Annotated in this window: 22 protein-coding genes; 17 read left to right on the plus strand and 5 right to left on the minus strand. The window is 66.3% G+C overall.

Annotated elements, in window-relative coordinates:
* Positions 1–379: 379 nt before the first annotated feature.
* A complete protein-coding gene (locus AXYL_RS02830; RefSeq protein WP_013391322.1) occupies positions 380–1573 on the plus strand; it encodes a low temperature requirement protein A in 1194 nt (397 codons plus the stop codon).
* Positions 1574–1676: 103 nt separating this feature from the next.
* On the opposite strand, the gene AXYL_RS02835 is transcribed toward AXYL_RS02830, so the two are convergent.
* The 5 genes from AXYL_RS02835 to AXYL_RS02855 form a co-directional block, all read right to left on the minus strand.
* The gene (locus AXYL_RS02835; protein ID WP_013391323.1) at positions 1677–2639 is read right to left on the minus strand and encodes a Nudix family hydrolase; all 963 of its coding nucleotides are present in this window, start codon (positions 2637–2639) and stop codon (positions 1677–1679) included.
* The gene (locus AXYL_RS02840) at positions 2632–3498 is read right to left on the minus strand and encodes an ATP-binding protein (RefSeq protein ID WP_013391324.1); all 867 of its coding nucleotides are present in this window, start codon (positions 3496–3498) and stop codon (positions 2632–2634) included. Before AXYL_RS02840 ends, AXYL_RS02835 begins: the two co-directional genes overlap by 8 nt.
* A gap of 24 nt (positions 3499–3522) precedes the next feature.
* On the minus strand, positions 3523–4749 hold the full coding sequence (gene argJ, locus AXYL_RS02845; protein ID WP_013391325.1) for a bifunctional glutamate N-acetyltransferase/amino-acid acetyltransferase ArgJ: 1227 nt from the start codon (positions 4747–4749) through the stop codon (positions 3523–3525).
* Between the two features lie 99 nt (positions 4750–4848).
* Positions 4849–5871 carry a hypothetical protein gene (locus tag AXYL_RS02850; protein WP_013391326.1) on the minus strand — a complete coding sequence of 341 codons (1023 nt, stop codon included), beginning with the start codon at positions 5869–5871 and terminating at the stop codon, positions 4849–4851.
* 50 nt (positions 5872–5921) lie between these two features.
* Positions 5922–6416, minus strand: a complete 495-nt coding sequence (locus AXYL_RS02855; protein ID WP_013391327.1) for a MarR family winged helix-turn-helix transcriptional regulator — start codon at positions 6414–6416, stop codon at positions 5922–5924.
* Positions 6417–6775: 359 nt separating this feature from the next.
* Between AXYL_RS02855 and AXYL_RS02860 the strand changes: the two genes are divergently transcribed.
* From AXYL_RS02860 to AXYL_RS02935, 16 genes are all read left to right on the plus strand, one after another.
* The gene (locus tag AXYL_RS02860; RefSeq protein ID WP_013391328.1) at positions 6776–7939 is read left to right on the plus strand and encodes an ABC transporter substrate-binding protein; all 1164 of its coding nucleotides are present in this window, start codon (positions 6776–6778) and stop codon (positions 7937–7939) included.
* A gap of 206 nt (positions 7940–8145) precedes the next feature.
* Positions 8146–9066 (plus strand): branched-chain amino acid ABC transporter permease, encoded by a 921-nt coding sequence (locus AXYL_RS02865; protein WP_013391329.1) that lies wholly within the window; start codon positions 8146–8148, stop codon positions 9064–9066.
* Between the two features lie 2 nt (positions 9067–9068).
* On the plus strand, positions 9069–10034 hold the full coding sequence (locus AXYL_RS02870) for a branched-chain amino acid ABC transporter permease (RefSeq protein ID WP_013391330.1): 966 nt from the start codon (positions 9069–9071) through the stop codon (positions 10032–10034).
* Complete coding sequence (locus tag AXYL_RS02875) at positions 10031–10798, plus strand: ABC transporter ATP-binding protein (RefSeq protein WP_013391331.1); 768 nt, start codon at positions 10031–10033, stop codon at positions 10796–10798. Before AXYL_RS02870 ends, AXYL_RS02875 begins: the two co-directional genes overlap by 4 nt.
* Positions 10798–11502, plus strand: coding sequence for an ABC transporter ATP-binding protein (locus AXYL_RS02880; protein ID WP_013391332.1), 705 nt, complete (start codon positions 10798–10800; stop codon positions 11500–11502). Before AXYL_RS02875 ends, AXYL_RS02880 begins: the two co-directional genes overlap by 1 nt.
* Before the next feature lie 311 nt (positions 11503–11813).
* Positions 11814–13802 (plus strand): biofilm regulation protein phosphatase SiaA, encoded by a 1989-nt coding sequence (gene siaA / locus AXYL_RS02885; protein WP_202798615.1) that lies wholly within the window; start codon positions 11814–11816, stop codon positions 13800–13802.
* Between the two features lie 23 nt (positions 13803–13825).
* Complete coding sequence (gene siaB / locus AXYL_RS02890) at positions 13826–14365, plus strand: biofilm regulation protein kinase SiaB (RefSeq protein WP_013391334.1); 540 nt, start codon at positions 13826–13828, stop codon at positions 14363–14365.
* Between the two features lie 37 nt (positions 14366–14402).
* Complete coding sequence (siaC, locus tag AXYL_RS02895) at positions 14403–14780, plus strand: biofilm regulation phosphoprotein SiaC (protein WP_013391335.1); 378 nt, start codon at positions 14403–14405, stop codon at positions 14778–14780.
* Complete coding sequence (siaD, locus tag AXYL_RS02900) at positions 14777–15574, plus strand: biofilm regulation diguanylate cyclase SiaD (RefSeq protein WP_013391336.1); 798 nt, start codon at positions 14777–14779, stop codon at positions 15572–15574. The genes siaC and siaD overlap by 4 nt, the downstream gene beginning before the upstream one ends.
* A gap of 39 nt (positions 15575–15613) precedes the next feature.
* Entirely contained in the window at positions 15614–18190 is a 2577-nt protein-coding gene (locus tag AXYL_RS02905) for an EAL domain-containing protein (protein WP_013391337.1), read from the plus strand.
* A gap of 1250 nt (positions 18191–19440) precedes the next feature.
* On the plus strand, positions 19441–21792 hold the full coding sequence (locus AXYL_RS02910) for a bifunctional salicylyl-CoA 5-hydroxylase/oxidoreductase (RefSeq protein ID WP_013391338.1): 2352 nt from the start codon (positions 19441–19443) through the stop codon (positions 21790–21792).
* A complete protein-coding gene (locus AXYL_RS02915; RefSeq protein ID WP_013391339.1) occupies positions 21789–22580 on the plus strand; it encodes an SDR family NAD(P)-dependent oxidoreductase in 792 nt (263 codons plus the stop codon). Before AXYL_RS02910 ends, AXYL_RS02915 begins: the two co-directional genes overlap by 4 nt.
* Positions 22581–22624: 44 nt before the next feature.
* Positions 22625–23482 carry an enoyl-CoA hydratase family protein gene (locus tag AXYL_RS02920; protein ID WP_013391340.1) on the plus strand — a complete coding sequence of 286 codons (858 nt, stop codon included), beginning with the start codon at positions 22625–22627 and terminating at the stop codon, positions 23480–23482.
* A gap of 2 nt (positions 23483–23484) precedes the next feature.
* A complete protein-coding gene (locus AXYL_RS02925; protein ID WP_013391341.1) occupies positions 23485–24654 on the plus strand; it encodes an acyl-CoA dehydrogenase family protein in 1170 nt (389 codons plus the stop codon).
* A gap of 62 nt (positions 24655–24716) precedes the next feature.
* Positions 24717–26357 (plus strand): AMP-binding protein, encoded by a 1641-nt coding sequence (locus tag AXYL_RS02930; protein WP_013391342.1) that lies wholly within the window; start codon positions 24717–24719, stop codon positions 26355–26357.
* Positions 26358–26377: 20 nt separating this feature from the next.
* On the plus strand, positions 26378–26803 hold the full coding sequence (locus AXYL_RS02935; protein WP_013391343.1) for an acyl-CoA thioesterase: 426 nt from the start codon (positions 26378–26380) through the stop codon (positions 26801–26803).
* Positions 26804–26822 lie beyond the last annotated feature (19 nt).

Raw genomic sequence — 26822 nt, forward strand, 5'->3', positions numbered from 1 at the left:
GACTTGTCGTTCGTCGATGGTGAGGCCATACCCCGGAGCCCGGCTGGCTGGCCGGGCAGTGCTGCTTCCTAGGCTGGCGGCGCGGCTATGGCGTGTTGTGTAGGCAAATGCTGGTTTCATGGAACGCTCCTTGGTACTTGCGTGGCGGATCTTTTATAGCGCGCCATGTGAAGTCTGCCTATGACGGCTTACCGCAGGGCGCAACCCGCCGTGCGCGGCATGCGCTTGGCTCACTGCCCGTGAGGTCGGTCTCCAGGCCCGGCAGAACCAGGCGCGTGGCGTCGCCGCCACGCCCGCTCGGCTTTGCATTATTTGACGGTTCGGCACGGCCTGCCTTGCGCTAATCTGGCTGCGCCACCATCACCAGCCACCCTATGCCATGACCTTCTTCGCAAGCGCCAACCTGCTGCGTCGCCGCGACGGGCACGAAGCTCGCGTCACCTACGTCGAGCTGTTCTTCGACCTGGTGTACGTTTTCGCGGTCACCCAAATATCCCACAGCCTGCTGCACGATCTGACCTTGATGGGCGCGCTCCATGCGCTGGTGCTGTGGTTCGCCGTCTGGCTGGGCTGGCAGTACACCTGCTGGGTCACCAACTGGTTCGACCCCGACGCGGTGCCGATGCGCGTCATGCTGTTCGCCGTGATGCTGGCCGGGCTGGTCTCTGGCGCGGCCTTGCCGGGCGCTTTCGGGGCCACCGGACTGGTGTTCGCGGTCAGCTACGTGCTGATCCAGGTGGGCCGCACGCTGTTCATCGTGCTGCACCTGGGACCCGCGCATCCACTGGCGCCCAACTTCCGCCGCATGCTGGCCTGGCTGTGCGTATCGGCGGTCTTGTGGGTCGCTGGCGGCCTGTCTCAGGACGGCACGCGGCTGGCGCTGTGGGCGCTGGCGGTGGCCTGCGAATACTTGTCGCCCATGATCGGCTTCCGCTTTCCCGGCCTGGGCCGTTCCAGCACGCGCGAATGGACGATCGAGGGTGGACACCTGGCCGAACGCTGCCAACTGTTCGTCATCGTCGCGCTGGGCGAAACCCTGCTCATCAGCGGCGCCACGCTGGCCGACCTGGAGCGCTGGAACGCGCCCGCGCTGATCGCGCTGCTGGCGGCCTTCCTGGGTACGGCCGCCATGTGGTGGGTGTATTTCGACACCAGCAGCCGCGACGGCAGCGAGGCCATCGTGCATTCCGATGATCCAGGCCGCATCGGCGCCTGGTTCCACTATGTGCACGTCATCCTGATCGCCGGCGTGATCGTGTCCGCTGTGGCCAACGAGTTGGTCATATTGCATCCGGACGGACGCATTGCCATGCCGGCGGCTGCCGCGCTGATCGGCGGCCCGGCGCTATACCTGGCGGGCAACGGTATCTACAAGACGGTGGTCTACGGCCGTTTCCCGCTGTCGCATGTAGTGGGGTTGGTGTTGCTGGCTGTGCTGGCGCCCGTGGCCTTTGTGACCGATAACCTCATGGTGGGCGGTTTGACCACCTTGATCATGATTCTGGTGGCGGCCTGGGAAAGCGTGTCGCGGCGCAGGGCGCATGCCAGCGCACCGCAAGGAATCGTGGAGTAGCGTCAATCGGTGAGGGCGGGGCTGGAGGCAGCCCCAGCCATGAGCCGTTGGATGCGCCCGTCGAGCAGGCAGGCGGCGGCTTTCGGCAAAGCCGCCGCGCGGCTCAGATCAGTCCGCGTATCCCGGCAATGCCGTGCGCGCCATGGCGCAGCGCCTGCGACACGGTCTGGGTGGACTGGCCGCCCAGCGCGAACACGGGAATGCCGGCATCGCGATTGCCTTCGACGAAGCCTTCCCAACCGAGCGTCGCCGCGCCGGGGTGGCTGGGTGTATCCAGCACGGGACCCAGCACCGCGAAGTCGGCGCCCAGTTCGCGCGCGTGGACGACCTGGGCGTTGTCGTGTGCGGATGCGCCGACCAGCGCGCCTGCGGGGAGTTCAGGGCGCGCCGTGAGCTTGGCGGCATCGGCCGCGCGCAGATGCACGCCGTCGGCTTCGCGCCACCAAGCCGCGGGATGGACGCTGTTGACCAGCACCCGGGCGCCCGCGGCGCGGCAGCGCTTCTGCACCTGCTGCAGCACTTCATGCAGCGAAGGGGAGGCCACGCCGTCCGGCCATTGCGGTTCGCGCAACTGCACCAGCTTCACGCCGCGCGCCAGCGCTGCTTCCAGCCGGCCCAGGAAAGCGGCCACGCCGGCCCGCGAACCCACGGAACTGATGCCGTAGGACGTGGGCAGCTGCAACCAACGCAGCGGGGGCAGGGTGGCAGGCAACAGATCGCCCACCGATGCTGCTTGCGCAGGGGCGACCCATTCCAGGCGCTGATTCTCCAGGCTGCGCGGTTCGCCTTCCCAGCCGGTGACATGGCAGAACGCCAGGCGTACCGTGGTGTGGGGATAGGCGTGCACATAGGTGACCCAGGGGCGCGACTGCGTGACGCGGATGCCGATTTCTTCCTGCAGTTCGCGCGCCAGCGCTTGCAGCACGGTTTCGCCCGGTTCGAGCTTGCCGCCGGGCAGCTCCCACCAGCCGGCCCAGGGCTTGCCTTCGGGGCGTTGCCCCAGCAGCAGCATGCCGTCCGGACGCAGGATCAGGCCGGCGGCGACGTCGACGATCTTTTCAGACATGGCGGGCCGCCCAGTCGCGCGCGAACTGGTACGCCACGCGGCCCGAACGCGAGCCGCGCTCGATGGTCCATTGCAGCGCCTCGGTGCGCGAGGGTTCGATCTGCGCTTCCGGGCAGCCCAGCTCGCGCAGCCAGTGGTAGACGATGTCCAGGTAGTCGTCCTGCTTGAAGGGGTAGAACGACAGCCACAGGCCGAAGCGCTCGGACAGCGAGATCTTTTCCTCGACCGTTTCGCCGGGGTGGATCTCGCCGTCGAGCTGGTGCTTGGCAGCCAGGTTCTCGCTCATGTATTCCGGCATCAGGTGGCGCCGGTTGGAGGTGGCGTAGATCAGCACGTTGTCGCCCGAGGCCGACACCGAACCGTCCAGCACCGACTTCAGCGCCTTGTAGCCGGCTTCGCCTTCCTCGAACGACAGGTCGTCGCAGAACACGATGAAGCGTTCGGGGCGGGCGGCGACCAGTTCGACGATATCGGCCAGATCGCCCAGATCCGACTTGTCCACTTCGATCAGGCGCAGCCCGCGATCGCCGTAGGCGGCCAGCATGGCCTTGACCAGCGAGCTCTTGCCGGTGCCGCGGGCGCCGGTCATGAGCACGTTGTTGGCGGGCTTCTTCTCGAGGAACTGCAGCGTGTTGCGGTCGATGATGCCCTTCTGGCGCTCGATATGCTGCAGGTCCGCCATGTCGATGCGCGCTACGTGGCGCACGGCGTCCAGCCAGCCGCGGGCGCCGCGCTTGCGCCAGCGGTAGGCGTGGGCGGTCCAGTCGATTTCGGGCGTTGCGGGCGGAAGCCAGGCTTCCAGCTGCGCCAGCACGCGCTCGGCGCGCTGGATAAGGGTGGAGAACTCGGTTGCGGTCACGTCTGCAGTCCAGGAAGTTGCGGATCAGGAGCGGTAGTCGGCGTTGATGGACACGTACTCGTGCGAGAAGTCGCAGGTGTAGACCGTGTCGCTGACCTGGCCGCGGCCCAGTGCGATGCGCACCTGGATCTCGGCCTGCTTCATCACGCGCTGGCCATCGGCTTCCTGGTAGGCGGGGTTGCGGCCGCCGTCCTTGGCCACCAGCACCTCGTCCAGCCACAGGCGGATATTGGAGACGTCCAGGTCGTCGATGCCGGCGTAGCCCACCGCGGCCAGGATGCGGCCCAGGTTGGGGTCCGAAGCGAAGAAGGCGGTCTTGACCAGCGGCGAGTGGGCCACGGCGTACGCCACCTTCAGCGCTTCCTCGGTATTGCCGGCTTCTTCCACGCGGATGGTCATGAACTTGGTCGCGCCTTCGGCGTCGCGCACGATCTTGGTGGCCAGTTCCAGCGCCGCGGCCGTCAGGGCTTCGCGCACGGCGGCGTAGGCCGGATCGGATTCGGCATTCACTTCGACGCCCGACTTGCCGGTGGCGGCGATGATGAATGAGTCGTTGGTGGAGGTGTCGCCGTCGACCGTGATGCGGTTGAACGAGGCGTCGGCGATTTCGCCGGCCAGCTTGGCCAGCAGCGGCTGGGCGATGCCGGCGTCGGTCGCCAGGAAGCTCAGCATGGTGGCCATGTTGGGCCGGATCATGCCGGCGCCCTTGCTGATGCCGGTGAAGGTGACGGTCTTGCCGCCGATCTGCACCTTGGCCGAAGCGATCTTCGGCAGGGTGTCGGTCGTCATGATGCCGTGGGCGGCGCTGAACCAGTGGTCGGCGCCCAGGTCGGCGATGGCGGCGGGCAGGCCTGCCACCAGGCGGTCCAGCGGCAGCGGTTCGAGGATGACGCCGGTGGAGAAGGGCAGGATTTCGGCGGCGGGCACGCCCAGCAGCTTGCCCAGCGCGGCGCAGGTGTCCTTGGCCTTCTGCAGGCCTTCCTCGCCGGTGCCGGCGTTGGCGTTGCCGGTGTTGATGACCAGGGCGCTGATCGGGCCGCCGGCGGCCAGATGCGTCTGGCAGACTTGCACGGGCGCGGCGCAGAAACGGTTGCGCGTGAACACGCCGGCCACGCTGGTGCCCGGCGCGAAGCGGAATACGGTCAGGTCGCGTCGGTTGGCTTTGCGGATGCCGGCCTCGGTAACGCCGATTTCAACGCCGGCAACAGGAAAAATTTCGGACTCGGAGGGGATCTGCAGATTAACGGCCATGACTTCGTCTCATGTATGAGCAGGACGGAATCGCCGCCAGGCGAGGCGGCGCGCGGGGGAAAGCTTCGTATTATCCCACCGGAATGGGACAGCGTCCGGTCAGGGGCCGATCCGCATGGCGGCTACGTCCAGCACGCCGGCCTCGCGGTTGCTCAGCACGCTGCGCACGGCGCCGTCCGGGGCCTGCAGCACCGACTTGCCCGCCGGCACGTCCTCGCCGCCGGCGCGGCGCGCCGAACGCCCGCGCGACGGCGAAAACAGCAGATCGCCCGGCTGGGCGCCCGGCAGGCGGAGGTTGGCGGCGAGCACTCGGGTGCCGGGCTGGTAGGTCATGTCGCCCAGCACGGTTTCGCGGGCCAGCAGGCCTTCGAAATCCAGCATGCGGCGCTGGCTGTCCAGCTGCATGTCCACCTTCAGCAAGGGCATGCGGGCCACCTCCAGCGCGTCGCTGCCTTCGGTGCGCAGCAGCCAGCGGGGTGCGTCGGCGGCGGGGGCGCCGTTGACGACCTTTAGCCAGGCGCCGGGCGGCACGGGCTGCTGGTTCAGGGTGTTGCCGATGGCCAGATGGCAGCTGGCGAAGCTCGGGCGGCCTTCGCGCAGCACGAATTCGAGGCGGTGTCCGTGCGCGCACAGCCACCCGTCCTGCGCCTGGTCGCGCGCGATCTCCACCGACAGGGTCTCGGCCTGCTTGCTGCTGGCTGGATAGCGGAACAGGCGCGTAGCCGCGACGCCCTGGATGGAGGCTGGGTGGGCTTCGGGAAAGACGGCGAGGTCGAACGAAGTCAGATCGCCCGGCTTGGCCAGGCTGAGCACGGTGCCGGCCGGCATCTCCAGTCCAGCCAACTGGGTCGGCTGGGCCAGCACGGTCTTGCGTTCTGCGTCGGACTGGGCGCTTTGCCGGGCCGAGAACCACAGGCTGAACTGCTGATAGGGAAAAATGGCGCCGATGATGGCGAGTAAGGCCATCACGATGGCGCCGCCGCGCCGGTGGCCACCCAGCCATGCCCGGGCACTGGAAGTGGTGGCCAGCACGGCCAGCCAGGTCAGCAGCGTGGCGAGGCAGGCCAGCGACGCTGCCATCAGCACGTAGAAATTACCGCCAGGAAGAGAAACCGGAATCATGGCGGCAATTATGCGCCAATCCGCAAGCGGACATCGGCGCGCACGGGCCTTCAGTTCTTGGCCGATTCCGAGCGGGTCGCCACCACTTGCAGCTTGAGTTCGCCCAAGGCCTGGAACAGCGCGTTGCGCGTGCCTTCGGGCAGGTCGCCGAACATGGACTTGACCCAGGATTCGTGGGCGCGGGCCATGCGGGCGAAGCTTTTCTTGCCCAGCGGCGTGAGCTTGATGAGCGAACTGCGGCGGTCGGACTCGACCTTGGTGCGCACCACCAGGCCTTCCTTTTCGAGCTGGTCGGTGATGCCGGTGATATTGCCGTTGGTGACCATCATGTGACGCGACAGTTCGCCCATCTTCATGCCCTTGGGCGCGCGCTGCAATTGCGCCATCAGATCGAAGCGCGGCAGCGTGGTGTCGAATTCGGTGCGCAGGCGGCTGCGGATCTCGCTTTCGACGAGATTGGCGCAGGTCAGCATGCGCAGCCACAGGCGCAACGCATGGTGGTCGTCGGGCGCGGCGCGCGATTCCAGGTCGGGGGTATCGGTCATGGCTATGGAAATTACCGGGAATGAGGGGCGGGCGCCAGATGCTGTTGAACGAGAATCGTCGGGCACGCCACGGCGTTGCCGGCGGCGCGCTTCTTGAGTATCGGCGGGATGTCGGGTACTGTCGCGCGAACGTCGTGCCGGGTAGCTGGCGCCGCGCTTTGATAGTTTTGGTGGAGGGTAGCCATGGCGGTAGCTTATTAGTAAAAACCCTTTGGTAAAAACCCTAGACTTGTTTTGCCGAATACTTTAAACCTAAACTATGAAGCACGCCAGCCTTGGCTGTGCAGCAAGAAGTCTTTCGAATCGCGATTCCAAAAAAGAACACCCTCTGCGCGGGCTCGCGCACGGAGCACACCACCATGCGTTTGATCACTTCCCTTCTGGCCGCCGCCGCCCTGGTGCCGGCACTGGCCAGCGCCGACACCATCAAAGTCGGCATCGCCAACGACATCTCCGGCCCGTTCTCGGCGCTGGGCGCCGAAGCCCGCGACGGCTTCAACCTGGCCATCAAGCAACTGGGCAGCAAGCTGGGCGGACAGCCCGCCGAATTCGTGCAGACCGACATGGGCGGCAACCCCGACCAGGCCCGCCAACTGGTGACGCGCTACATCCAGCGCGACAAGGTCGATTTCTTCACCGGCCCCATCGGCTCGAACGTGGCGCTGGCCGTCGGCCCCGCCCTGTTCGCGGCCAAGGTGCCGTACCTGTCGAACAACCCCGGCCCCAGCCAGTTCGCCGGCGCGCAGTGCAATGCGTACTGGTTCGGCACGTCCTACCAGAACGACGCCTTCCACGAAGCGGCCGGCAAGGTCGCGGCGGATCGCGGCTTCAAGAAGATGTTCATCATGGCCCCGGACTATCCGGCCGGCAAGGACGCCTTGAACGGCTTCAAGCGCGGCTACAAGACCGCCCCGGGCGACGAGGTCTACACCAAGCTCGGCCAGATCGACTACGCCGCCGAGCTGGCGCAGATCCGCGCCGCCAAGCCGGACGCGGTCTATATCTTCCTGCCGGGCGGCATGGGCATCAACTTCGTCAAGCAGTTCGTCTCGACCGGCCTGGCGCAGAGCGTCAAGCTGATCGGCCCGGGCTTCTCGGCCGACGAGGACGTGATCCAGGCCGTGGGCGAACCCATGCTGGGCATGTACAACACGGCGCAGTGGGCGCATGACCTGGACGTGCCGCAGAACAAGACCTTCGTCGAAGCCTTCCGCAAGGAATACAACGGCCGCTATCCCTCGGTGTACGCCGCCCAGGCTTATGACGTGATCATGGCCATGGACGCCGCCGTCAAGCAGGCCGGCGGCAAGGTCTCCGACCGCGAAGCCATCGTGCGCGCACTGGAAAAGGCCGACTACCCCTCGGTGCGCGGCAGCTTCACCTACGGCAAGAACCACTATCCCATCCAGTCCTACTACCTGCGCGTCGTCGACAAGGACGGCAGCGGCCGCATCACCAACAAGCTGGTGGGCAAGGTGTTCGACAAGTACCAGGACGTCTACGTCGGCGAGTGCAAGCTGTAGAGGGAAAGCCCACCCCCGAAGCGCTGCGCGCTTCCCCCTCAAGGGGGCATGCCTGCGGACCGGCGGAGCCGGATCCGCGGCATCTGGATCGGGTGGCACCGCAGCATGCGTCGTGCCTGGTGCGCGGACGCGATGCGCAATCAGATGGCTCTATTGATTAGGCCGCGAACCAGGCCATCGGCAATTCGCGGCAGGGGGAAGTTTTCATGACGTTTACGCTGATCGTCGAGCAATTGCTGAACGGTCTGCAGTTTGGGTTGATGTTGTTTTTGATCGCGGCCGGGCTGACCCTGGTGTTCGGCATCATGGACATCATGAATCTGGCTCACGGCTCGCTCTACATGGCCGGCGCCTATGTCGCCGCCGAGACCATGCAGCGCACAGGTTCATTCACCGCCGCCGTCCTGGTGGCGGCCGTCGCCACCGGCATCGTCGGCGTGGTGCTGGAACTCACGCTGATCCGCCGCCTTGCGCTGCGGGACCACCTGGCCCAGGTGCTGGGCACCTACGCCGTCATTCTCATCGCCAACGATCTGGTCAAGATGATCTGGGGGCCGGCGCCCGTCATGCTGAACATGCCGGCCGCGCTGTCCGGCCCGGTCCGGCTGCTGCCGGATCTGCTGTATCCCGCCTATCGCCTCATGATCATCGTGTTCGGCGTGGCCGCCGCCGCGGGCCTGTATTGGTTCGTGACGCGCACCCGCGCCGGCGTGCTGGTGCGGGCGGGCGCGTCCAACCGCCAGATGGCGACCCTGATGGGCGTGCGCGTGCCGCTGCTGTTCCTGGGCGTGTTCGTGCTGGGCGCCATGCTGGCCGCCGTGGCCGGCGCCCTGCTCGGTCCGATCACCTCGGTGCAGGTGGGCATGGGCGAGGAAATCCTGATCCTGGTGCTGGTGTGCATCGTCATCGGCGGCATCGGCTCGATCCGCGGCGCCTTTGTCGGCGCGCTGCTGGTGGGCATGGTGGACACGGCGGGGCGGGCCTTCCTGCCCATGTTGCTGCGCCAGGTCTTTTCCCCGGCCGTGGCTTCCAGTGTCGGACCGACGCTGGCCGCCATCGCCATTTACGTATTGATGGCGGCAGTGCTGGTGTTCCGGCCCTCCGGCTTGTTTCCGGCGCGGGGTTGAGCATGAAATCCATCATCTGGACCGTGGTCCTGCTGGCCGCGCTGGCCGTCTTCCCCCTGGTGGCGCCGGCGCTGGGCCTGGACTTCTATATTTCCTTCGTGCGGCGCGTGCTGATCTACGCGCTGGCTGCAACCAGCTTGAATCTGATCCTGGGTTATGGCGGCATGGTGGCGCTGGGGCATGCGGCTTTCTTCGGCGCGGGCGCCTACGCGGTCGGCATCCTGGCCATGTCGGGCGTCACTTCCGCGTTGATCGTCTGGCCGGCGGCCATGCTGCTGGCGGCGGTGCTGGCCTGCATCACCGGGGCGATTTCGCTGCGCACCCGCGGCGTGTACTTCATCATGATCACGCTGGCCTTCGCGCAGATGCTGTTCTATATCTTTATCTCGCTACGCCAGTATGGCGGCGAGGACGGGCTGAATCTGCCGGGCTATTCCACCCTGCCTGGCATCGACCTGGCGCATGACGTCAGCTTCTACTACCTGGTACTGGCGCTGTTCGCGCTGATCATGTGGGTATTCAGCCGTGTGGTGGCCTCGCGCTTTGGCACCGCCCTGCAAGGCATACGCGAAAACGAATCGCGCATGGAATCCATGGGGTATCCGGTCTATCGCATCAAGCTGATGGCCTTCACGCTGAGCGGCGCGGTGGCCGGCCTGGCCGGCGCGCTGCTGGCCAACCACAACCTCTTCATCTCGCCCAGCCTGATGCACTGGACCCAGTCGGCCAACCTGCTGATCATGGTGCTGGTGGGCGGCATCGGCTTGCGCTATGGCGGGGTGGCCGGCGCCGTGGTCATGTTGACCCTGGAAGAAGTGCTGCGCCTGTGGACCGAATACTGGCACCTGCCCCTGGGGGTGCTGCTGCTGTGCGTGGTGTTCGGCGCGCCGCGGGGCCTGGTCGGGCTGTTCGGCCCGCTGTTCAGCGGCCGCGCCGCTGCTCCCCAATCCGGCAAGGTGGGATCATGAACGCTGCCGTAACGCCGGCCTTGCAGGCTACGGGATTGGTGCGCCGCTTTGGCGCGCTGGTCGCCACCGACAATGTGTCGCTGTCCCTGAACCCGGGCGAAATCCACGCCCTGATCGGCCCCAACGGCGCGGGCAAGTCCACGCTGATCCACCTGCTGTCCGGCACCTTGACGGCGGATTCGGGCACGCTGAAAGTGGGCGGCCGCGACGTTACTGGCATGAACGCCCATCAGCGCGTGTCCGCCGGGCTGTCGCGGTCCTACCAAATCACCAATATCTTCAAGCAGTCCTCCGTGCTGGACAACCTGGTGCTGGCGGTGCAGGCGCACGCGGGCAGCAGCTTCCGCTTCTGGAAGCCGCGCGCCGCCGAATCGGCCCTGTACGAACAGGCGCGCGAATTGGCGCGGGAATGCGCCATCGACGCCAGCCTGCTGGAGCGCCCGGCCGGCACCTTGCCGCACGGCGAACAGCGCAAGGTCGAATTTGCGCTGGCCCTGGCCGCGCGGCCCGACGTGCTGCTGCTGGACGAGCCCATGGCGGGCATGGGGCCCGACGAAACCGTGCGCCTGACCGAATTGATCGAATCCATGCGCGGCCGCGCCGCCATGCTGCTGGTCGAACACGATATGCAGGCGGTGTTCCGCCTGGCCGACCGCCTGTCGGTGCTGGTGTACGGCCGCGTGATCGCGACCGGCACCCCTGATGAAATCCGCGCCAACCCGGAAGTGCGGCAAGCCTACCTGGGCGACGAGGAGACCGCGTGATGCTGACCATCGAATCCGCCAAGAGCGGCTACGGCGCCAGCCAGGTGCTGTTCGGCGTGGACCTGCAGATCGGCGCGGGCCAGGTCGTGACCCTGCTGGGCCGCAACGGCATGGGCAAGACCACGCTGCTGCGCACCCTGTTCGGCCAGTTGCCCCTGCGCGGCGGCAAGATCCAGTTCGCCGGCCAGGACATCAGCGGCTGGAGCCCGGACCGCATCGCGCGGGTCGGCGTGGCCATCGTGCCGGAAGGGCGGCAGTGCTTCCCCAACCTGACGGTGCGCGAGCACCTGACGGCCTTCGTCGCCGGCCGCAATCCGGACATCGGCGAACCCTGGACGCCGGAACGGGTCTTCGAACTCTTTCCGCGCCTGCACGAGCGTGCCCGCAACATGGGCAACCAGCTCTCGGGCGGCGAACAGCAGATGCTGGCCATCGGCCGGGCGCTGGTCACCAATCCCCGGCTGCTGATCCTGGACGAGGCCACCGAAGGCCTGGCGCCCAAGATCCGCGAGGAAATCTGGAATTGCCTGGCCCGCCTGCGCCAGGCCGGCCAGACCATCCTGGTCATCGACAAATATGTCGAACGGCTGCTGAGCCTGGCCGACCGCCACGTGATCCTGGAACGTGGCAAAGTGGTGTGGACCGGCGACTCCCAGGCCCTGGACGCCGACCGCGGCCTGTGGGAACGCTACCTGGGCGTGTAGCAAGAAAGCTGCAATGTAAACAGGCAAATGCCGTCAGTAGTGACATAAAAAGCAATAAATCGACATTTATATTGCAGTAATGCAACTTAGGGCGCGGGAACGTCTTACAAGCGTTTGCTCCTGTTTCAATTGGATCCACTGTTCTCTAAACTTGTCGCGCTGGACGTGCCGCGTGGGTACGCCCGCATCGGGCTCACGGCTGAACAGGCGGGGCAATCGCGCGGCAAGGGGCGGCTTACACGGCCAACGCCCATGTACGCGTCCCCTTTTCACGCACGTTACGTCTTATCTAGTTGTCAGGAAGACTTTGCATGGCGAAATGGGGTTTGCGCAGAAAATCGTTGATGGCGCTGTTGCTGGCGTGCGTGGTGGCGCTGGCGCCGGCCGCCTTGATCGGCTGGCAGGTGCTGGACGGCGTCCGGGAGCACTTCGGGCGCGCTTTCTCCGACAACTTCACGCAATTGAACCGCCAGCGCATCCTGGCGCCAGTGTCCCGCGAACTGGCCCTGTCGCTGCGGCTGGCGGATAGCGAGGTCACGCGCCGCTGGCTGCGCCACGAAGGCGATCCGGCCGCGCGCGAGCTGTTCTTCCGCGAAGCCGACGGCTACCGCCGCGATCTGCTGGGCCGCGCCTACTTCATCGCCAGCGCCGCCTCGGGCAACTATTACTTCAACGATGACCAGCCGCTGTCCGAGACGCCGCGCTACACCTTGAGCAAGAGCGCCGCCGATGACGCCTGGTTCTACCTGACGCTGGCGTCCGCGGCCAAGTACAACATCAACGTCAATCCGGACCTGAAGCTGCAGACCACCAAGGTCTGGATCAACGTCCAGGTGCGCGACGGCGACCGGGTCATCGGCCTGACCGGCTCCGGCCTGGACGTGGGCGGGTTCCTGCGCGAATTCGTCAATAGCGGGCAGCCGGGAGTCACGCCCATCATCGTCGACGAGGAAGGCGCGATCCAGGCGCACATGGACGCCTCGCTCATCGCCTACAACTCGGGCGCCGGCGGCGCGGGCGCCGGCCGCGGCACGGTGTTCAACCTGCTGGACGGCGGCGAGGGCCGCGCCGAGCTGGCCGCTGCCATGAAGGCGGCGCGGACCGACCCGCAGTCGGTGCAATCCGCCTGGATCAAGATGGATGGCATCCGGCAGCTGGTTTCGGTGGCCTACATGCCGGAACTGCACTGGCACGTGCTGACCGTGGTGGACCTGGGCGCGGCCCGGGTGCTGGACACGGATTGGCTCTGGCCCGCCGCCATCGGCCTGGTGGTGCTGTTCGCGGCCATGCTGCTGTGTTTCGGATACGCCATCGAACGCCTGATGCTGCGACCCTTGCGCCGCCTGCAGCAGTCGGCCCGGGCCATTGCCGACGGCAGCTACGACGTGCGCCTGCCGCCGGGCGGCCAGGACGAGATCGGCGACCTCAGCCGCGCCTTCGGCGTGATGGCGGACAAGGTGCGCCAGCACACGGCCGAACTCGAAACCAAGGTGCGCGAGCGCACCTCCGAGCTCGAGGACGCCAACCGCGCCATGGCCGCCGCGCACAAGAAGATCGACGACTCCATCGACTACGCCAGCCTGATCCAGCGCGCCATCCTCCCGGACCGCCAGTTGACCCAATCCCTGGGCGCGCACCATTTCGTGCTGTGGAAGCCGCGCGACGTGGTGGGCGGCGACTTTTACGTGTTCCGCTCCGACGGCGCCAACTGCCTGCTGGGCATCATGGATTGCGCCGGCCACGGCGTGCCCGGCGCGCTGATGACCATGCTGGCCCGCGCGGCCATAGACCTGGCGATCACCGAGGCGGGGCCGGCCGATCCGGCCGCCATCCTGACCCGCACCGACAACGCCATCCGCGCCATGCTTGCGGACGCGCAATTGCCCCGCGCGCTGGCCACCAACACGGATGCGGCCCTGGTATATATTGACCGCCAAGCCGGCACGCTGCGCTATGCCGGCGCCAAGATCAGCCTGTACGCAAGCAACGGCGAAGAGCTGCGCGAGGTGCCCGGCGGCAAGCGGGCGCTGGGGGACAAGCGTACCGAGATCTACGAAAACATCGAACTGCAGATGGAGCCCGGCTGGACCTTCTATCTGGTCACGGACGGGTTCCTGGACCAGGCGGGAGGCGAGCACGGTTTTGGCTTTGGCAATACCCGGTTCGCGGAAATGCTCAAGACACACGCGCGCCGGCCGTTAACCGAACAGGCGACCGCCTTCACCCAGGCGCTGGCCGAGTACCAAGGCGGCCAGCCGCAGCGTGATGACATCACCTTGCTGTCGTTCCGTTTCGAATAAACGTTATCAGGGCGGTTACCCCCATGAATGCCTCCGATCTTTACGCATTGGGCGAACGGTTCAACCAGAATCGCACCCTGTTGTGCTTCAACGGACCGATTTCCCGTAGCCTGATCGAGGAAATCGGCAACGCGCTCAAGAACTACCTGAATGCGGAGCACGCGCGTCCGGCCGAGGCCATGGACGTCTTCTCGGTCTACATCGAGATGATCCAGAACATCCGCCAGTACGCGGCGCAGCATGGCGACGTGGACGCCTCGGCCACGGTGGTGATCGGCCGCCGCGATGAAAGCCGCTATGTGGTGTCCGCCGGCAACCTGGTCAAGTCCGAGGACGGCCAGTCGCTGGTCGCCCGCATCCAGGAACTGGCGGCGCTGGACAAGGCGGCCCTGAAGGCCGAGTACAAGACGCAGCTGCACAAGCCGCGCGCCCAGGGCGTCGCTTCGGGCGCGGGCCTGGGGCTGATCGATATCGCTCGCCGGGCCGGCGCGCCGCTGGAGGCCAGCCTGACACCCGCCACGGCCCCCGGGCAGGCCTTCTTCAGCCTGAGCGTGGTGATCTGAACGCCCGCCCGGCCAAGAAATATATTTGGAGCAATTGATGAATGATTTGAATATTCCCGGGACCCAGTCCACGCCCGCCATCACCGCCGACACTGCTGCCGGCGTGCTGGCGATGCGTGGCGACTCCTATCCCGAGAATTCCTTCGAGCTGTTCGGCCCCGTCATCGAATGGGTCGAAGCCTACTTGCTGAGCAGCGCCGCGCCCCTGAAGCTGGAGCTCGAGCTGCTGTACCTGAATACCAGCAGCATCAAGTCCGTCATGGACATCTTCGATCTGCTGGAGGCTGCTCATGGCAAGGGCCGCGAGGTCAGCGTGACCTGGTTCTACGACATGCGCAACGAGCGCGTCGGCGAGCTGGCCGAGGAATTCAAGGAAGACTGCACCTTTCCCTTTTCAGTCATCGGCCGCCAATGAAATCCGACGCCGCCCAGCTGGACAAGCGCATCGCCGAATTGCTGGCGGACCCGGCCTATCAAGACCATCCGTTGCATGAAGCGCTGGACGCGCTCTGGCGGCACACGGCGGAGCAGATGGCGCGCATCGAGCGCGTGACCCAGCTGTCGGACGCCTACCAGAGCATGGCGCACGAACGCGAGCTGGGCCTGTGCGACCGTTTCGACCGGCAACTGCGCCGCCTGACCCGTATCGCGCGCATCTCGGACCACTATCAAAGCATGATGCGGGATCTGAATTCAGCGCTGCTGGAAACCTCCAACCGCGATGCCTTGACCGGACTGTTGAACCGGCGCGCCTTGATGGAGATGATCAAGCAGGAGGTCCTGCGCGTCTCCCGCGGCGGCTCGACCTTTGTCGTGGCGATGTTGGACGTGGATCATTTCAAGTCGGTCAACGACCGCTATGGCCATGAAACAGGCGACCGCGCGCTGGTCGAGCTGGCCGGCGCGCTGTGCAACAACCTGCGCGAATACGATCTGTGCGGCCGCTGGGGCGGCGAGGAATTCCTGGTGCTGCTGCCCAGCACCCAGCCCGAAGCCGCCCAGCGCGTCATGGACAGGCTGGTGGGCGCGGTGCGGGCCCTGGCAATCACGGTGGGGGATGGCGTCTTGGGATTGACGGTCAGCATAGGCATGGCATACCACCAATTGGGAGAAACCTTCTCTGAAACGCTCAGCCGCGCGGACCAGGCCTTGTACCTGGCCAAGCAGGACGGACGCGATCGCGTCGAACTCGGGTTTCCGAAGCGCTGAATGAAACCGGACCCGCTGTTATCCGGCATGGAGCCCCATATGCTTGATTCCTATCCAGGCGTCACCGACGAGCGTCCTCAAGGCGGCGCGTGGCACCCGGGCACTTACCTGGCGTCCATGGATCGGGCGCTGCTGCTGTTCGATTTCAACCCTGCGGGCTCCTTGTTGAACGCTAACGCGAACTTCCTCGCCTTGGTGGGCCATGTCCGCGAAGAGGCCCTGGCGCTGCGCCACGACATGCTGTGCGACAGCATGGACGAGGGCAAGGGCATCGTCGGCGGCGAACAGGTGTGGGCCCGGTTGCTGGGCGGCAAACACTTCACCGGCACCTGCCGCTATCGCAAGAGCGACGGCGGTTTCGTCTGGATTGAAGCCACCTACATGCCCATCGCCGACGAAGCCGGCGAAGTGGTCCGCATTTCCGTCATATCCCGCAAGTCCATCGCGGACGCCGACCGCCAGGAAGAGGTCCGCCTGCTGCTGCTGGGCATCAACGAAACCGGCAACGCCGTCGCGGTATCGGGCAAGGACGGCCGCATCGTCTATGTGAACGACGGCTTCCACCGCATGCTCGGCTTCGCCCGCGGCGACGCCGTGAACCAGGAGCTGGGCGAACTGCTGGCCGGCGGCCGGCAGGACGGCGGGACGCGCGAAGAGCTGGACCGCCGCATCGCCTGCCGCGAGGGCTACCACAAGGATGTGCTGGTTTACGACCGCGCCGGCCGGCCGCTGTGGGTCTCGGTAATGGCGAACTCCGTGTTCGATGAACGCGGCGCGCTGGTCAATATCGTGGACGTGCTGACGGACATCACGCCCACCAAGGTGCATGAAGTGCTGCAGCGCCGGGTGCTGCAGGCCATGGTCAACGAGGCCTCGGTGGTCGAGGTCATGAACATGGTGTGCCGCGAGGTCGAGCACCTGGCGCCCGAGGTGGCGGCCAGCGTGCTGCGCGTGGACGACGCCGGCCTGCTGCGGCCGCTGGCGGCGCCCAGCCTGCCGCAGGCCTTTGCCGACGCCCTGGACGGCGTGGCCATCGGTCCACAGGCAGGCGCCTGCGGCACCTCGGCCTTCCTGGGCCGGCCCGTGATCGTGCCGGACATCTCCACCGATCCGCTGTGGGACGATTACCGCCACCTGCCGCTGCCCGAGGACATAAAGGCCTGCTGGTCCTCACCCATCAAATCCAGCGATGGCCGGGTGATAGGCACCTTCGGCTTCTATTTCCGCGAACGGCGCCTGCCCGACGATTTCCATCACCGACTGGTGGACGTGTGCGTCTACCTGTGCGCGCTGGCGCTGGAACGCGAAGAGGCCCGCGCCCGCATTCGCCAACTGGCGTTCTACGACGAGCTGACGGGCCTGCCCAACCGCAACCTGCTGCTGGCGCAGGCCGAACAGGCCATCGCCCGCGCCGAACCCGAGCGCAAGCGTGTCGCCGTCCTGTTCCTGGACCTGGACCGCTTCAAGCAGGTCAACGACACGCTGGGCCATCCCATCGGCGACGCGCTGCTGCGCGACGTGGCGCAGCGCCTGCGCCGCCTGGCGCGCGCGGCTGACATCGTGGGCCGCTTGTCCGGCGACGAGTTCGTGATGCTGATGCCGGACTTCGAACACGGCCGCCTGACGGCCGCGGCCGAGCATGTGCTGGTGGCCCTGGCCCAGCCCTTTTCGGTGGGCGGCATCACCCTGAACCCTTCAGTCAGCATTGGTATCAGCGTGTTCCCGGAAAACGGGCGCGACATGGACACGCTGCTGCGCCATGCCGACATGGCGATGTACCAGGCCAAGACGGCAGGGCGTAATCGCATTTCCTTCTTCAGCGCCGAAATGAACCGCCAGGCGCAAGAGCGCCTGGCGCTGGAAGCCGCCTTGCGCGACGCGCTGGAGGCCAAGGCGCTGCGGCTGCACTATCAGCCGCAGGTGGGCCTGGAGAACGGCCACCTGTACGGCGTCGAGGCGCTGGCCCGCTGGCGCCATCCGACCCTGGGCGATATTTCGCCGGCGCGCTTCGTGCCGCTGGCCGAGGAGTGCGGCCTGATCGGCGACCTGGGCGACTGGGCCGTGCGCGAAGCGTGTTCGCAGCTGGCGGTCTGGCGCACCAAGGGCCTGCAGGTGCCGTCGGTGTCGGTGAACCTGTCGGCGACGAATTTCCACAACCTGAACCTGCCGCGGATGATCGAGGCGACGCTGACTGAATTCGGCTTGGCGGCGGCGGACCTGATGCTGGAGATCACCGAAGGCGTGGTGCTGGATGCAACCGCCGGCACCTTGCGGACCATCGCGGAGCTGCATCGCCTGGGCGTGCGCCTGTCGATGGACGATTTCGGCACCGGTTACTCCAGCCTGGGGCACTTGCGCCGTCTGATCGTGGATGAACTGAAACTGGACCGCAGTTTCGTGCAAGGCCTGGAGAGCGACGATGCGGCCCGGGCGTTGACCAGTGCGGTGATTCGCATCGGCGAGAGCCTGAGCTTGCCTGTGGTGGCCGAGGGCGTCGAGAACGAAGAGCAGCGGCGGTTCCTGATCGAGCAGGGGTGTGCGGCGGGACAGGGGTTCCTGTTTTCTCCGCCGTTGCCGGCGGGGGACCTTGAGGAATGGCTGCGGGGTAGGCCTTAGGCTTTCTGGCTGCTGCTGCTGCTGCTGCTGCTGTTGCTGTTGCTTTTGTCGGGTCCGTTGGTTCTTAAGACGCCTGTCGCGTCGGCGGCCTGCGGGGCGCGGGGCAACGATTGCGGTCCGGAGCGTTCGCTCCGGACTTCCCCATCCTCATCCTCGTCACCGCCTGCGGCGGTTCCTTCGGATTCCGTCGGGCTTATCGACGCCCCGCGCCCCGCAGGCCGCCGACGCGACAGGCTCTGCTGGTTGAATCTTCACGGGCGGTGGGGCGGGTGGTGTGCTTGGCGTTCTGGCCACGGATAGTGGGTGTTGGCGTGTCTTGCGGGGCCCGCCCCAGGCCGGCCGCGCGGGCGGCCTTTTGGGGCTTACGCGGTGTCTTGCGTCGCGCGATGGCGCTGCGCGCTGGTGGTGAGTGAATTTAGATGTCTCGGTTGCTGAAATGCGTAGGCCGATACGATCCTGGGCAGGCGGGATTGTGTCGTAGCGAGTCAGGCGACAAAGACGGCATAGACGACAAAGACGACAAAGACGGCAGTCAACCAACGATCGTCATTTGAACTCCAGTGCCGGATGGGTGGCGCGCGCGAGAAGCGCGTCATACGCAGTGCCGTCCATCGCGCGCCACCCATCACCGCCCACCCCCCAAAAGCTGGATACCACTAGCAAGCCGCCCATCGCACGCGCGCAAGCGCACACAATAGAAATCAACAAAATCACGTATGTCATTCTCGGCCGCCCGCGCGGCCGAGAATGACGGGCACTGCAAGAGTCGTCCCTGACCACGGCTCCAGCAGCGCAACAAGCCCAGACACCGTTAGCTCGTCGGCGCAGGCGGGGTGGCGGCTCGCAACCTCGATGCGCCCGACGGAATCCGAAGGCAGCCGCCGCAGGCGGCCACGAGGATGAGGCAGGGGCAGTCCGGAGCGAAGGCTCCGGACCGCAATCGTGGGCGCGAGCCGCCACCCCGCCTGCGCCGACGAGCGGCCTACGGGTAGCAACTGGCCATAGCAACAACGGCCCAAAGCGACAGTGGTCTCCCACAAAACCCTAGGCCTTCAGCAACGAACTTAATCCCGTCGCACACAGAAAGACCGTCCCCATTTACCCACCCCCAAGTATCTAGATACTTTCCCCATTTGCACCCCGCCACCTTCAGGTATATATTTCAAGCCTAAACTATCCAGGTTTAAATATCTGCGGCCCCAGCTCCAGGAATTCAGAGCGGTAGTCGCTTACCACGGAGCGTTACGGCAATGAAAATAGTCTGCATCGGCGGTGGCCCCGCCGGCCTGTATTTCGGTCTGCTCATGAAGCTGCAGGACCCCGCCAACGAAGTCACCGTGATCGAGCGCAACCGCCCTTACGACACCTTCGGCTGGGGCGTGGTGTTTTCCGACGCCACCATGCAGAACCTGCGCGAGGCCGATCCGGTTTCCGCCCAGACCATCGGCGACGCCTTCAACCACTGGGATGACATCGACATCAACTTCAAGGGCCGCAGCATCCGCAGCGGCGGCCACGGCTTCATCGGCATTGGCCGCAAGAAGCTGCTGAACATCCTGCAGGCGCGTTGCGAGGATGTGGGCGTGAAGCTGGTGTTCGAGAACTTCGTGCAGGACGACCAGGCCATTGCCCGCGAATACGACGCCGACCTGGTGATCGCCTCGGACGGCATCAACAGCCAGGTCCGCACGCGTTATGCGGACACTTTCCACCCGGATATCGACCAGCGCCGCTGCCGTTTCGTGTGGCTGGGCACCAAGAAGGTGTTCGACGCCTTCACCTTCGCTTTCGTGCAGACCGAGCACGGCTGGTTCCAGGCGCACGCCTATCGCTACGAAGACGGCATGTCCACCTTCATCGTGGAAACGCCCGAGGAAACCTGGCAGGCGGCCGGGATCGAGCAGATGAGCCAGGAAGAGGGCATTGCCTACTGCGAAAAGCTGTTCGCGCCCTGGCTGGATGGCAACCCGCTGATCAGCAACGCCACGCACTTGCGCGGTTCGGCCATCTGGATCCGATTCCCGCGCGTCATCTGCAATACCTGGGTGCACTGGAACACGCTGGACACCGCCCGCGGCGAGCGCCGCGTGCCCGTGGTGTTGATGGGCGACGCCGCCCACACTGCGCACTTCTCGATTGGCTCCGGCACCAAGCTGGCGCTGGAGGATTCCATCGAACTGGCGCGCTGCCTGAGCGGCGCAGAGGGCAGCGTGGAAGCTGGCCTGAAGCACTACGAAGAAGTGCGCAGCGTCGAAGTGCTGAAGATCCAGAACGCCGCCCGCAACTCCACCGAATGGTTCGAGAATGTCGAGCGCTATGCCGACCTGGAACCCGAGCAGTTCGCCTATTCGCTGCTGACCCGTTCGCAGCGGATCTCGCACGAGAATCTGCGGCTGCGCGATCCGGCCTGGCTGGAAGGCTTCGAGCGCTGGATCGCGGAACGTGCCGGCGCCGCCGGCGCGCCGGGCCAGCGGCCCGCGATTCCCATGCTGACGCCTTACCAGGCGCGAGGCGTGCGGCTGAAGAACCGCATCATGGTGTCGCCGATGGCCATGTATTCCTGCACCAACGGTGTGCCGGGGGACTTCCATCTGGTGCACCTGGGCGCGCGCGCCATGGGCGGCGCCGGCCTGGTCATGGTCGAGATGACCTGCGTGTCGCCGGACGGCCGCATCACGCCGGGCTGCCCGGGTCTGTGGAATGACGAACAGCGTGACGCGTTTGCCCGCATCGTCGGCTTTGTGCATGGCAACAGCGATGCCCGCATTGGTCTGCAGCTGGGCCACGCCGGCCGCAAGGGTTCCACGCAGCTGGGTTGGCAGAAGATCGATCATCCGCTGGCCGAGGGCAATTGGCCGCTGATGTCGGCGTCCGCCCTGCCGTATATCGAAGGCGTGTCGCAGACGCCGCAAGCCATGACGCGCGCCGACATGGACGACGTGCGCGACAACTTCGTCGCCGCCGCGCGCCGCGCCGAGCAGGCGGGTTTCGATTGGCTGGAGCTGCACTGCGCCCACGGCTACCTGCTGTCCAGCTTCATCTCGCCGCTGACGAATCATCGCATCGACGAATACGGCGGCAGCCTGGAGAACCGCCTGCGCTTTCCGCTGGAAGTGTTCCACGCGGTCCGCGCCGTCTGGCCCGAGACCAAGCCCATGTCGGTGCGGATTTCCGCCAGCGACTGGGTCGAGGGCGGCATCACCGCCGATGACGCGGTGGCGATCGCGCGTCATTTCAAGGACGCCGGCGCCGACATGATCGACTGCTCGTCCGGCCAGGTCAGCAAGGAAGAGAAGCCGGTCTACGGCCGCATGTTCCAGACCCCGTTCGCCGATCGCGTGCGCAACGAGGCCGGCATCCCGACCATCGCGGTGGGCGCCATCTTCGAGGCCGACCACGCCAACGGCATCATCGCCTCGGGCCGCGCCGACCTCTGCGCCCTGGCGCGTCCCCATTTGGCTGACGCCTCTTGGACGCTACGCGAAGCGGCGCGGGTGGGCTACCGTGATGTTTCGTGGCCGAGCCAGTACTTCGCCGGCAAGCGCCAACTGGAAACCAACTTCGAACGCGCCGCCGCCATGGCGCAACTGGACATCAAATGAACGCAACTCCGCTCCCGCTGGCCGGACGCCACGCCTTGGTGACGGGCGGCGCCCGCGGCATCGGGCTGGCCTGCGCCCGGGCGCTCTTGCAGCGCGGCGCGCGCGTCACGCTGCTGGGCCGCGACGGCGCGGCGCTGGACGCCGCCACCGACAGCCTGGCCAGCCTGGGCCAGGTGCAGGCCGTCAGCGCCGACATCGCCAACGAAGCCTCGGTGCGGGCGGCTTTCGCCCAGGCGGAGGCCGAGTTCGGTCCGGTGCTGGTGCTGGTGAACAACGCCGGCCAGGCGGTGAGCCAACGCTTTGACCGCACTGACGCGGCGCTGTGGCAGTCCATGCTGGACGTCAATCTGACCGGCACTTTCCATTGCATCCAGGCCGCCTTGCCCGGCATGCTGCAGGAAAAATGGGGTCGGGTAATTAACGTGGCCAGTACGGCCGGCCTGATCGGCTATGGCTACGTCAGCGCCTATTGCGCCGCCAAGCACGGTGTGATCGGCTTGACCCGTTCGCTGGCGCTGGAAACCGCGCAAAAGGGCGTCACGGTCAATGCTGTTTGCCCGGGCTACACGGAAACCGACATCGTGCGCGGCGCGGTCTCGAACATCGTCGACAAGACCGGCATGACCGCGGACGAGGCCCGCGCCAAGCTGGCGGAACGCAATCCCCAGGGCCGCCTGGTGCAGCCCGAGGAAGTGGCCGAGACGGTCGCCTGGCTGGCCTTGCCGGCCTCGGCCTCGGTCAACGGCCAGGCCATTGCCGTAGACGGCGGCGAAGTGATGACCGGCTGACGCCGGCGCCCCATCCACCCACCCAATTCACGAACGGAGACACCATGAGCACCCAGCCTGAAGAGCACACCATGAAGCACCACAAGCGTCCGTTTGCCGGCTACCAGGCCAAGACGTTCCTGTGGCAGGTGTCGGCCGACGGCAAGATCGGCACGGTGACGCTGAACCGCCCCGAGCGCAAGAATCCGCTGACGTTCGACTCCTACGCCGAACTGCGCGACCTGTTCCGCGCGCTGGTGTACGCCACCGACATCAAGGTTGTGGTGGTGACGGGCGCGGGCGGCAACTTCTGCTCCGGCGGTGACGTGCACGAGATCATCGGGCCGCTGACCAAGATGAGCATGCCCGAGCTGCTGGACTTCACCCGCATGACGGGCGACCTGGTCAAGGCCATGCGCGCCTGCCCGCAGCCCATCGTGGCGGCGGTCGACGGCATCTGCGCAGGCGCCGGCGCGATGGTGGCGCTGGCCTCGGACATGCGCCTGGGCACGCCCGCCGCGCGGACTGCCTTCCTGTTCACGCGCGTGGGTCTGGCCGGCGCCGACATGGGCGCTTGCACCCTGCTGCCGCGCATGATCGGCCAGGGCCGCGCTTCCGAACTGCTTTACACGGGCCGCGCCATGACGGCGGAAGAGGGCGCCAGCTGGGGCTTCTTCAACGCCGTGCATGAACCGGGCGCGCTGGCCGACGCCGCGCAGACGCTGGCCGCGCAATTGGCCGCGGGGCCGACCTTCGCCCACGGCGTGACCAAGAAGCTGTTGCACCAGGAATGGAACATGGGCGTGGACGAGGCCATCGAGGCCGAAGCCGAGGCCCAGGCCATCTGCATGCAGACGCGTGATTTCCGCCGCGCCTACGATGCCTTCGTGGCCAAGCAAAAGCCCGTCTTCCAAGGGGATTGAGCATGCGCGACGCAAGCTGGCTGGATTGGCCGTTTTTCGACGATGCGCACCGCAAGCTGGCGCACGAGGTCGACGCCTGGTGCGAGGCCTCCCTGGGCGACGTGGATCACCACGACGCCGATGGCGCCTGCAAGAAGCTGGTGCGCGCCATGGGCGAGGCCGGCTGGCTGCGCTACGCGGTCGCGGGCGGCCCTGGCGGCGCCTGGGGCGGCGCGCTGCCGGAAGTGGATTCGCGCGCCGTTTGCATCCTGCGCGAAACCCTGGCCCGCCACGAAGGGCTGGCTGATTTCGCCTTTGCGATGCAAGGCCTGGGCAGCGGCGCCATTTCGCTGATGGGCTCGGACGAGCTGCGCCAGCGCTATCTGCCGCGCGTGGCCCGCGGCGAAGCCATCGCGGCCTTCGCGCTGTCGGAACCCGACGCGGGCTCGGACGTGGCGGCGATGGCGTGCGAAGCCAAGCTGGACGGCGACCATTACGTGCTGAACGGCGCCAAGACCTGGATTTCCAACGGCGGCATCGCCGACTTCTATTGCGTGTTCGCGCGCACCGGCGAAGCCCCCGGCGCGCGCGGCATCAGCGCCTTCGTGGTGGATGCCGATACGCCGGGCTTCGAGGTCAGCGAACGCATCGAACTGATCGCGCCGCACCCGTTGGCCACCATTACGTTCGACAACTGCCGCATTCCGGTGTCGCACCGGCTGGGCGACGCGGGCCAGGGCTTCAAGCTGGCCATGATGACGCTGGACATCTTCCGTGCCTCGGTGGCGGCGGCGGCGCTGGGCTTTGCACGCCGGGCGCTGGACGAAGGGCTGGCGCGCTCCAAGTCGCGACGCATGTTTGGCCAGACCTTGTCGGACCTGCAATTGACGCAGGCCGCGCTGGGCGACATGGCGACCGCCATAGACGCTTCGGCGCTGCTGACATACCGCGCGGCCTGGATGCGCGATGTGCTGAAGCAGCGCACCACGCGCGAAGCGGCAATGGCCAAGATGACGGCCACGGAATCGGCTCAGACCGTGATCGACCGCGCCTTGCAGATGTTTGGCGGCGCGGGCGTGGTGTCGGGGATGCCGGTGGAAAAGCTTTACAGGGAAATACGCGCGCTGCGGATTTACGAAGGCGCGACCGAAGTGCAGAAGTTGATCATTGCCCGTGAACTGCTGAAGGCGTAAGGCAGCCATCGAGCTCCGTCGTCCCGGCACAGCAAAAACACCGCAATAGCAAGGGGAATTCCATGGAAGCATCCGCCCACATCGACACTTTCGCCCGGGACAATCTGCCCCCGGGCGAACAATGGCCAGAGTTCCTGCTCGACGGCCCCGACGTGGCCTATCCGAAACGCTTCAATTGCGCGGTCGAGCTGGTGGACGCCATGGTCGAACGCGGCCATGGCGAGCGCGTCGCGCTGCGCTGGAGCCAGGACGGCAAGCCGGCCACCATGACCTACCGCGAGCTGGCCGCGCTGACCAATCGAATTGCGCGCGTGCTGGCCGAGGACATGGGCCTGGTGCCGGGTAACCGCCTGCTGCTGCGCGGGCCGAACAATCCGATGATGGCCGCGTCCTGGTTGGCGGCGATCAAGGCGGGCTTGGTCACGGTGCCGACGATGCCGCTGCTGCGCGCCAAGGAACTCAAGCAGATCATCGACAAGGCGCAGATCCAGGCGGTGCTGTGCGATGCCCGCCTGAAGGACGAGGCGGAGTTCTGCACGCAGCCCAGCCATGAGCATCATTGCCCGGGCCTGACGAAGGTCATGTACTTCAACGATAATGCGCCGGATGCGCTGGACGCGTTGGCCGCGGCCAAGCCGGACGATTTCAAGGCTTGCGATACGGCGGCCGACGATGTCTGCCTGATCGCCTTCACCAGTGGCACGACCGGCGCGCCCAAGGGCTGCATGCACTTCCACCGCGACGTGCTGGCGATGTGCGACCTGTTTCCCAAGCATGTGATCAAGCCGGGGCCGGACGATATTTTCTGCGGCACGCCGCCGTTGGCTTTCACCTTCGGCCTGGGCGGACTGCTGTGCTTCCCGCTGCGGGTGGGCGCGAGCACGGTGCTGGCTGAGAAGCTGTCGCCGGAAAGCCTGCTGCAGCTGATCCAGGATTTCCGCGCCACCATCGTGTTCACGGCGCCGACGTTCTACCGCCAGATGGCGGCGCTGGTCGGCAAGTTCGACCTGTCGTCGCTGCGGAAGAGCGTGTCGGCGGGCGAGGCGCTGCCGGACGCGACGCGCCAGCTATGGAAGCAGGCCAGCGGCATTGAGATGATCGACGGCATCGGCGGCACGGAAATGATCCATGTGTTCGTGTCGAGCCCGCCAGAGTCGGTCAGGGCGGGGGCCATCGGCCGCGTGGTGCCGGGTTATGTGGCGCAGATCGTGGATGACGAGATGAAGCCGGTGCCGAATGGCACGGTGGGCCGGCTGGCGATCAAGGGTCCGACCGGCTGCCGCTATCTGGCGGACGAGCGCCAGCTGCGTTTCGTGCAGCAGGGTTGGAACCTGCCGGGGGATACCTTCCTGCAGGACGACGATGGCTACCTCTTTTACCAGGCGCGCAATGACGACATGATCGTTTCGGCCGGCTACAACATCGCTGGACCTGAGGTCGAGGACGCGCTGTTGCGTCACGAAGCCGTGGCGGAGTGCGGCGTGGTGGGCGCGGCGGACGATGAGCGCGGCCAGGTGGTGAAGGCGTTCGTGGTGCTGAAGCCGGGCTATGAGGCCGGCAATGAGCTGGTCGCGGCGCTGCAGCAGTTCGTGAAGGCCAATATCGCGCCCTACAAGTATCCCCGTGCCATCGAGTTTGTCGAGGCGCTGCCGCGCACCGAAACCGGCAAGCTGCAGCGGTTTGCGCTGCGCAAGATGGCCTGAACCGGCAACAAGGAAATTCCATGGCAGCCCCTTTCATCAGCCAGGTCGAAGTCCGCTTCCGTCATTGCGATCCGGCGGGCATTGTTTTCTACCCTCGCTATTTCGAGATGATCAATGACTTTGTCGAGGAGTGGTTCGACAAGGGCATGGGGTTGCCGTTTCATGCGCTGCACGTGGAGCGGCACATCGGTACGCCGATGGCGTCGGTGCAGTGCGATTTCAGCGCGCCCAGCCGCTGGCACGAGCGTTTGCGCCAGGTGCTGGAAGTGCAGCGCATCGGCGGCGCGTCGTTCAAGGCGCTGGTGCGTTTCGAGGGGCCGGATGGCCAGTTGCGTTTGTCGGCGACGCTGACGATCGTGACGGTGGATTTGCGGACGATGAAGTCCATGCCGCTGCCTGCGGATCTGCGGGAACGCATGCAGGCTTATCTGGTTCCCGCGGCGTAAGCGGCGGGGACCGTTTGCT

It is taken from the genome of Achromobacter xylosoxidans A8, assembly GCF_000165835.1.
GTDB classification, from domain to species: domain Bacteria; phylum Pseudomonadota; class Gammaproteobacteria; order Burkholderiales; family Burkholderiaceae_B; genus Achromobacter; species Achromobacter xylosoxidans_B.

Coding starts and splice junctions, on each gene's coding strand:
- AXYL_RS02830 (WP_013391322.1), top strand. CDS start 380: ATGACCTTCTTCGCAAGCGCCAACCTGCTGCGTCGCCGCGACGGGCAC.
- AXYL_RS02835 (WP_013391323.1), bottom strand. CDS start 2,639: ATGTCTGAAAAGATCGTCGACGTCGCCGCCGGCCTGATCCTGCGTCCG.
- argJ (WP_013391325.1), bottom strand. CDS start 4,749: ATGGCCGTTAATCTGCAGATCCCCTCCGAGTCCGAAATTTTTCCTGTT.
- AXYL_RS02850 (WP_013391326.1), bottom strand. CDS start 5,871: ATGATTCCGGTTTCTCTTCCTGGCGGTAATTTCTACGTGCTGATGGCA.
- AXYL_RS02855 (WP_013391327.1), bottom strand. CDS start 6,416: ATGACCGATACCCCCGACCTGGAATCGCGCGCCGCGCCCGACGACCAC.
- AXYL_RS02860 (WP_013391328.1), top strand. CDS start 6,776: ATGCGTTTGATCACTTCCCTTCTGGCCGCCGCCGCCCTGGTGCCGGCA.
- AXYL_RS02865 (WP_013391329.1), top strand. CDS start 8,146: ATGACGTTTACGCTGATCGTCGAGCAATTGCTGAACGGTCTGCAGTTT.
- AXYL_RS02870 (WP_013391330.1), top strand. CDS start 9,069: ATGAAATCCATCATCTGGACCGTGGTCCTGCTGGCCGCGCTGGCCGTC.
- AXYL_RS02875 (WP_013391331.1), top strand. CDS start 10,031: ATGAACGCTGCCGTAACGCCGGCCTTGCAGGCTACGGGATTGGTGCGC.
- AXYL_RS02880 (WP_013391332.1), top strand. CDS start 10,798: ATGCTGACCATCGAATCCGCCAAGAGCGGCTACGGCGCCAGCCAGGTG.
- siaA (WP_202798615.1), top strand. CDS start 11,814: ATGGCGAAATGGGGTTTGCGCAGAAAATCGTTGATGGCGCTGTTGCTG.
- siaB (WP_013391334.1), top strand. CDS start 13,826: ATGAATGCCTCCGATCTTTACGCATTGGGCGAACGGTTCAACCAGAAT.
- siaC (WP_013391335.1), top strand. CDS start 14,403: ATGAATGATTTGAATATTCCCGGGACCCAGTCCACGCCCGCCATCACC.
- siaD (WP_013391336.1), top strand. CDS start 14,777: ATGAAATCCGACGCCGCCCAGCTGGACAAGCGCATCGCCGAATTGCTG.
- AXYL_RS02905 (WP_013391337.1), top strand. CDS start 15,614: ATGCTTGATTCCTATCCAGGCGTCACCGACGAGCGTCCTCAAGGCGGC.
- AXYL_RS02910 (WP_013391338.1), top strand. CDS start 19,441: ATGAAAATAGTCTGCATCGGCGGTGGCCCCGCCGGCCTGTATTTCGGT.
- AXYL_RS02915 (WP_013391339.1), top strand. CDS start 21,789: ATGAACGCAACTCCGCTCCCGCTGGCCGGACGCCACGCCTTGGTGACG.
- AXYL_RS02920 (WP_013391340.1), top strand. CDS start 22,625: ATGAGCACCCAGCCTGAAGAGCACACCATGAAGCACCACAAGCGTCCG.
- AXYL_RS02925 (WP_013391341.1), top strand. CDS start 23,485: ATGCGCGACGCAAGCTGGCTGGATTGGCCGTTTTTCGACGATGCGCAC.
- AXYL_RS02930 (WP_013391342.1), top strand. CDS start 24,717: ATGGAAGCATCCGCCCACATCGACACTTTCGCCCGGGACAATCTGCCC.
- AXYL_RS02935 (WP_013391343.1), top strand. CDS start 26,378: ATGGCAGCCCCTTTCATCAGCCAGGTCGAAGTCCGCTTCCGTCATTGC.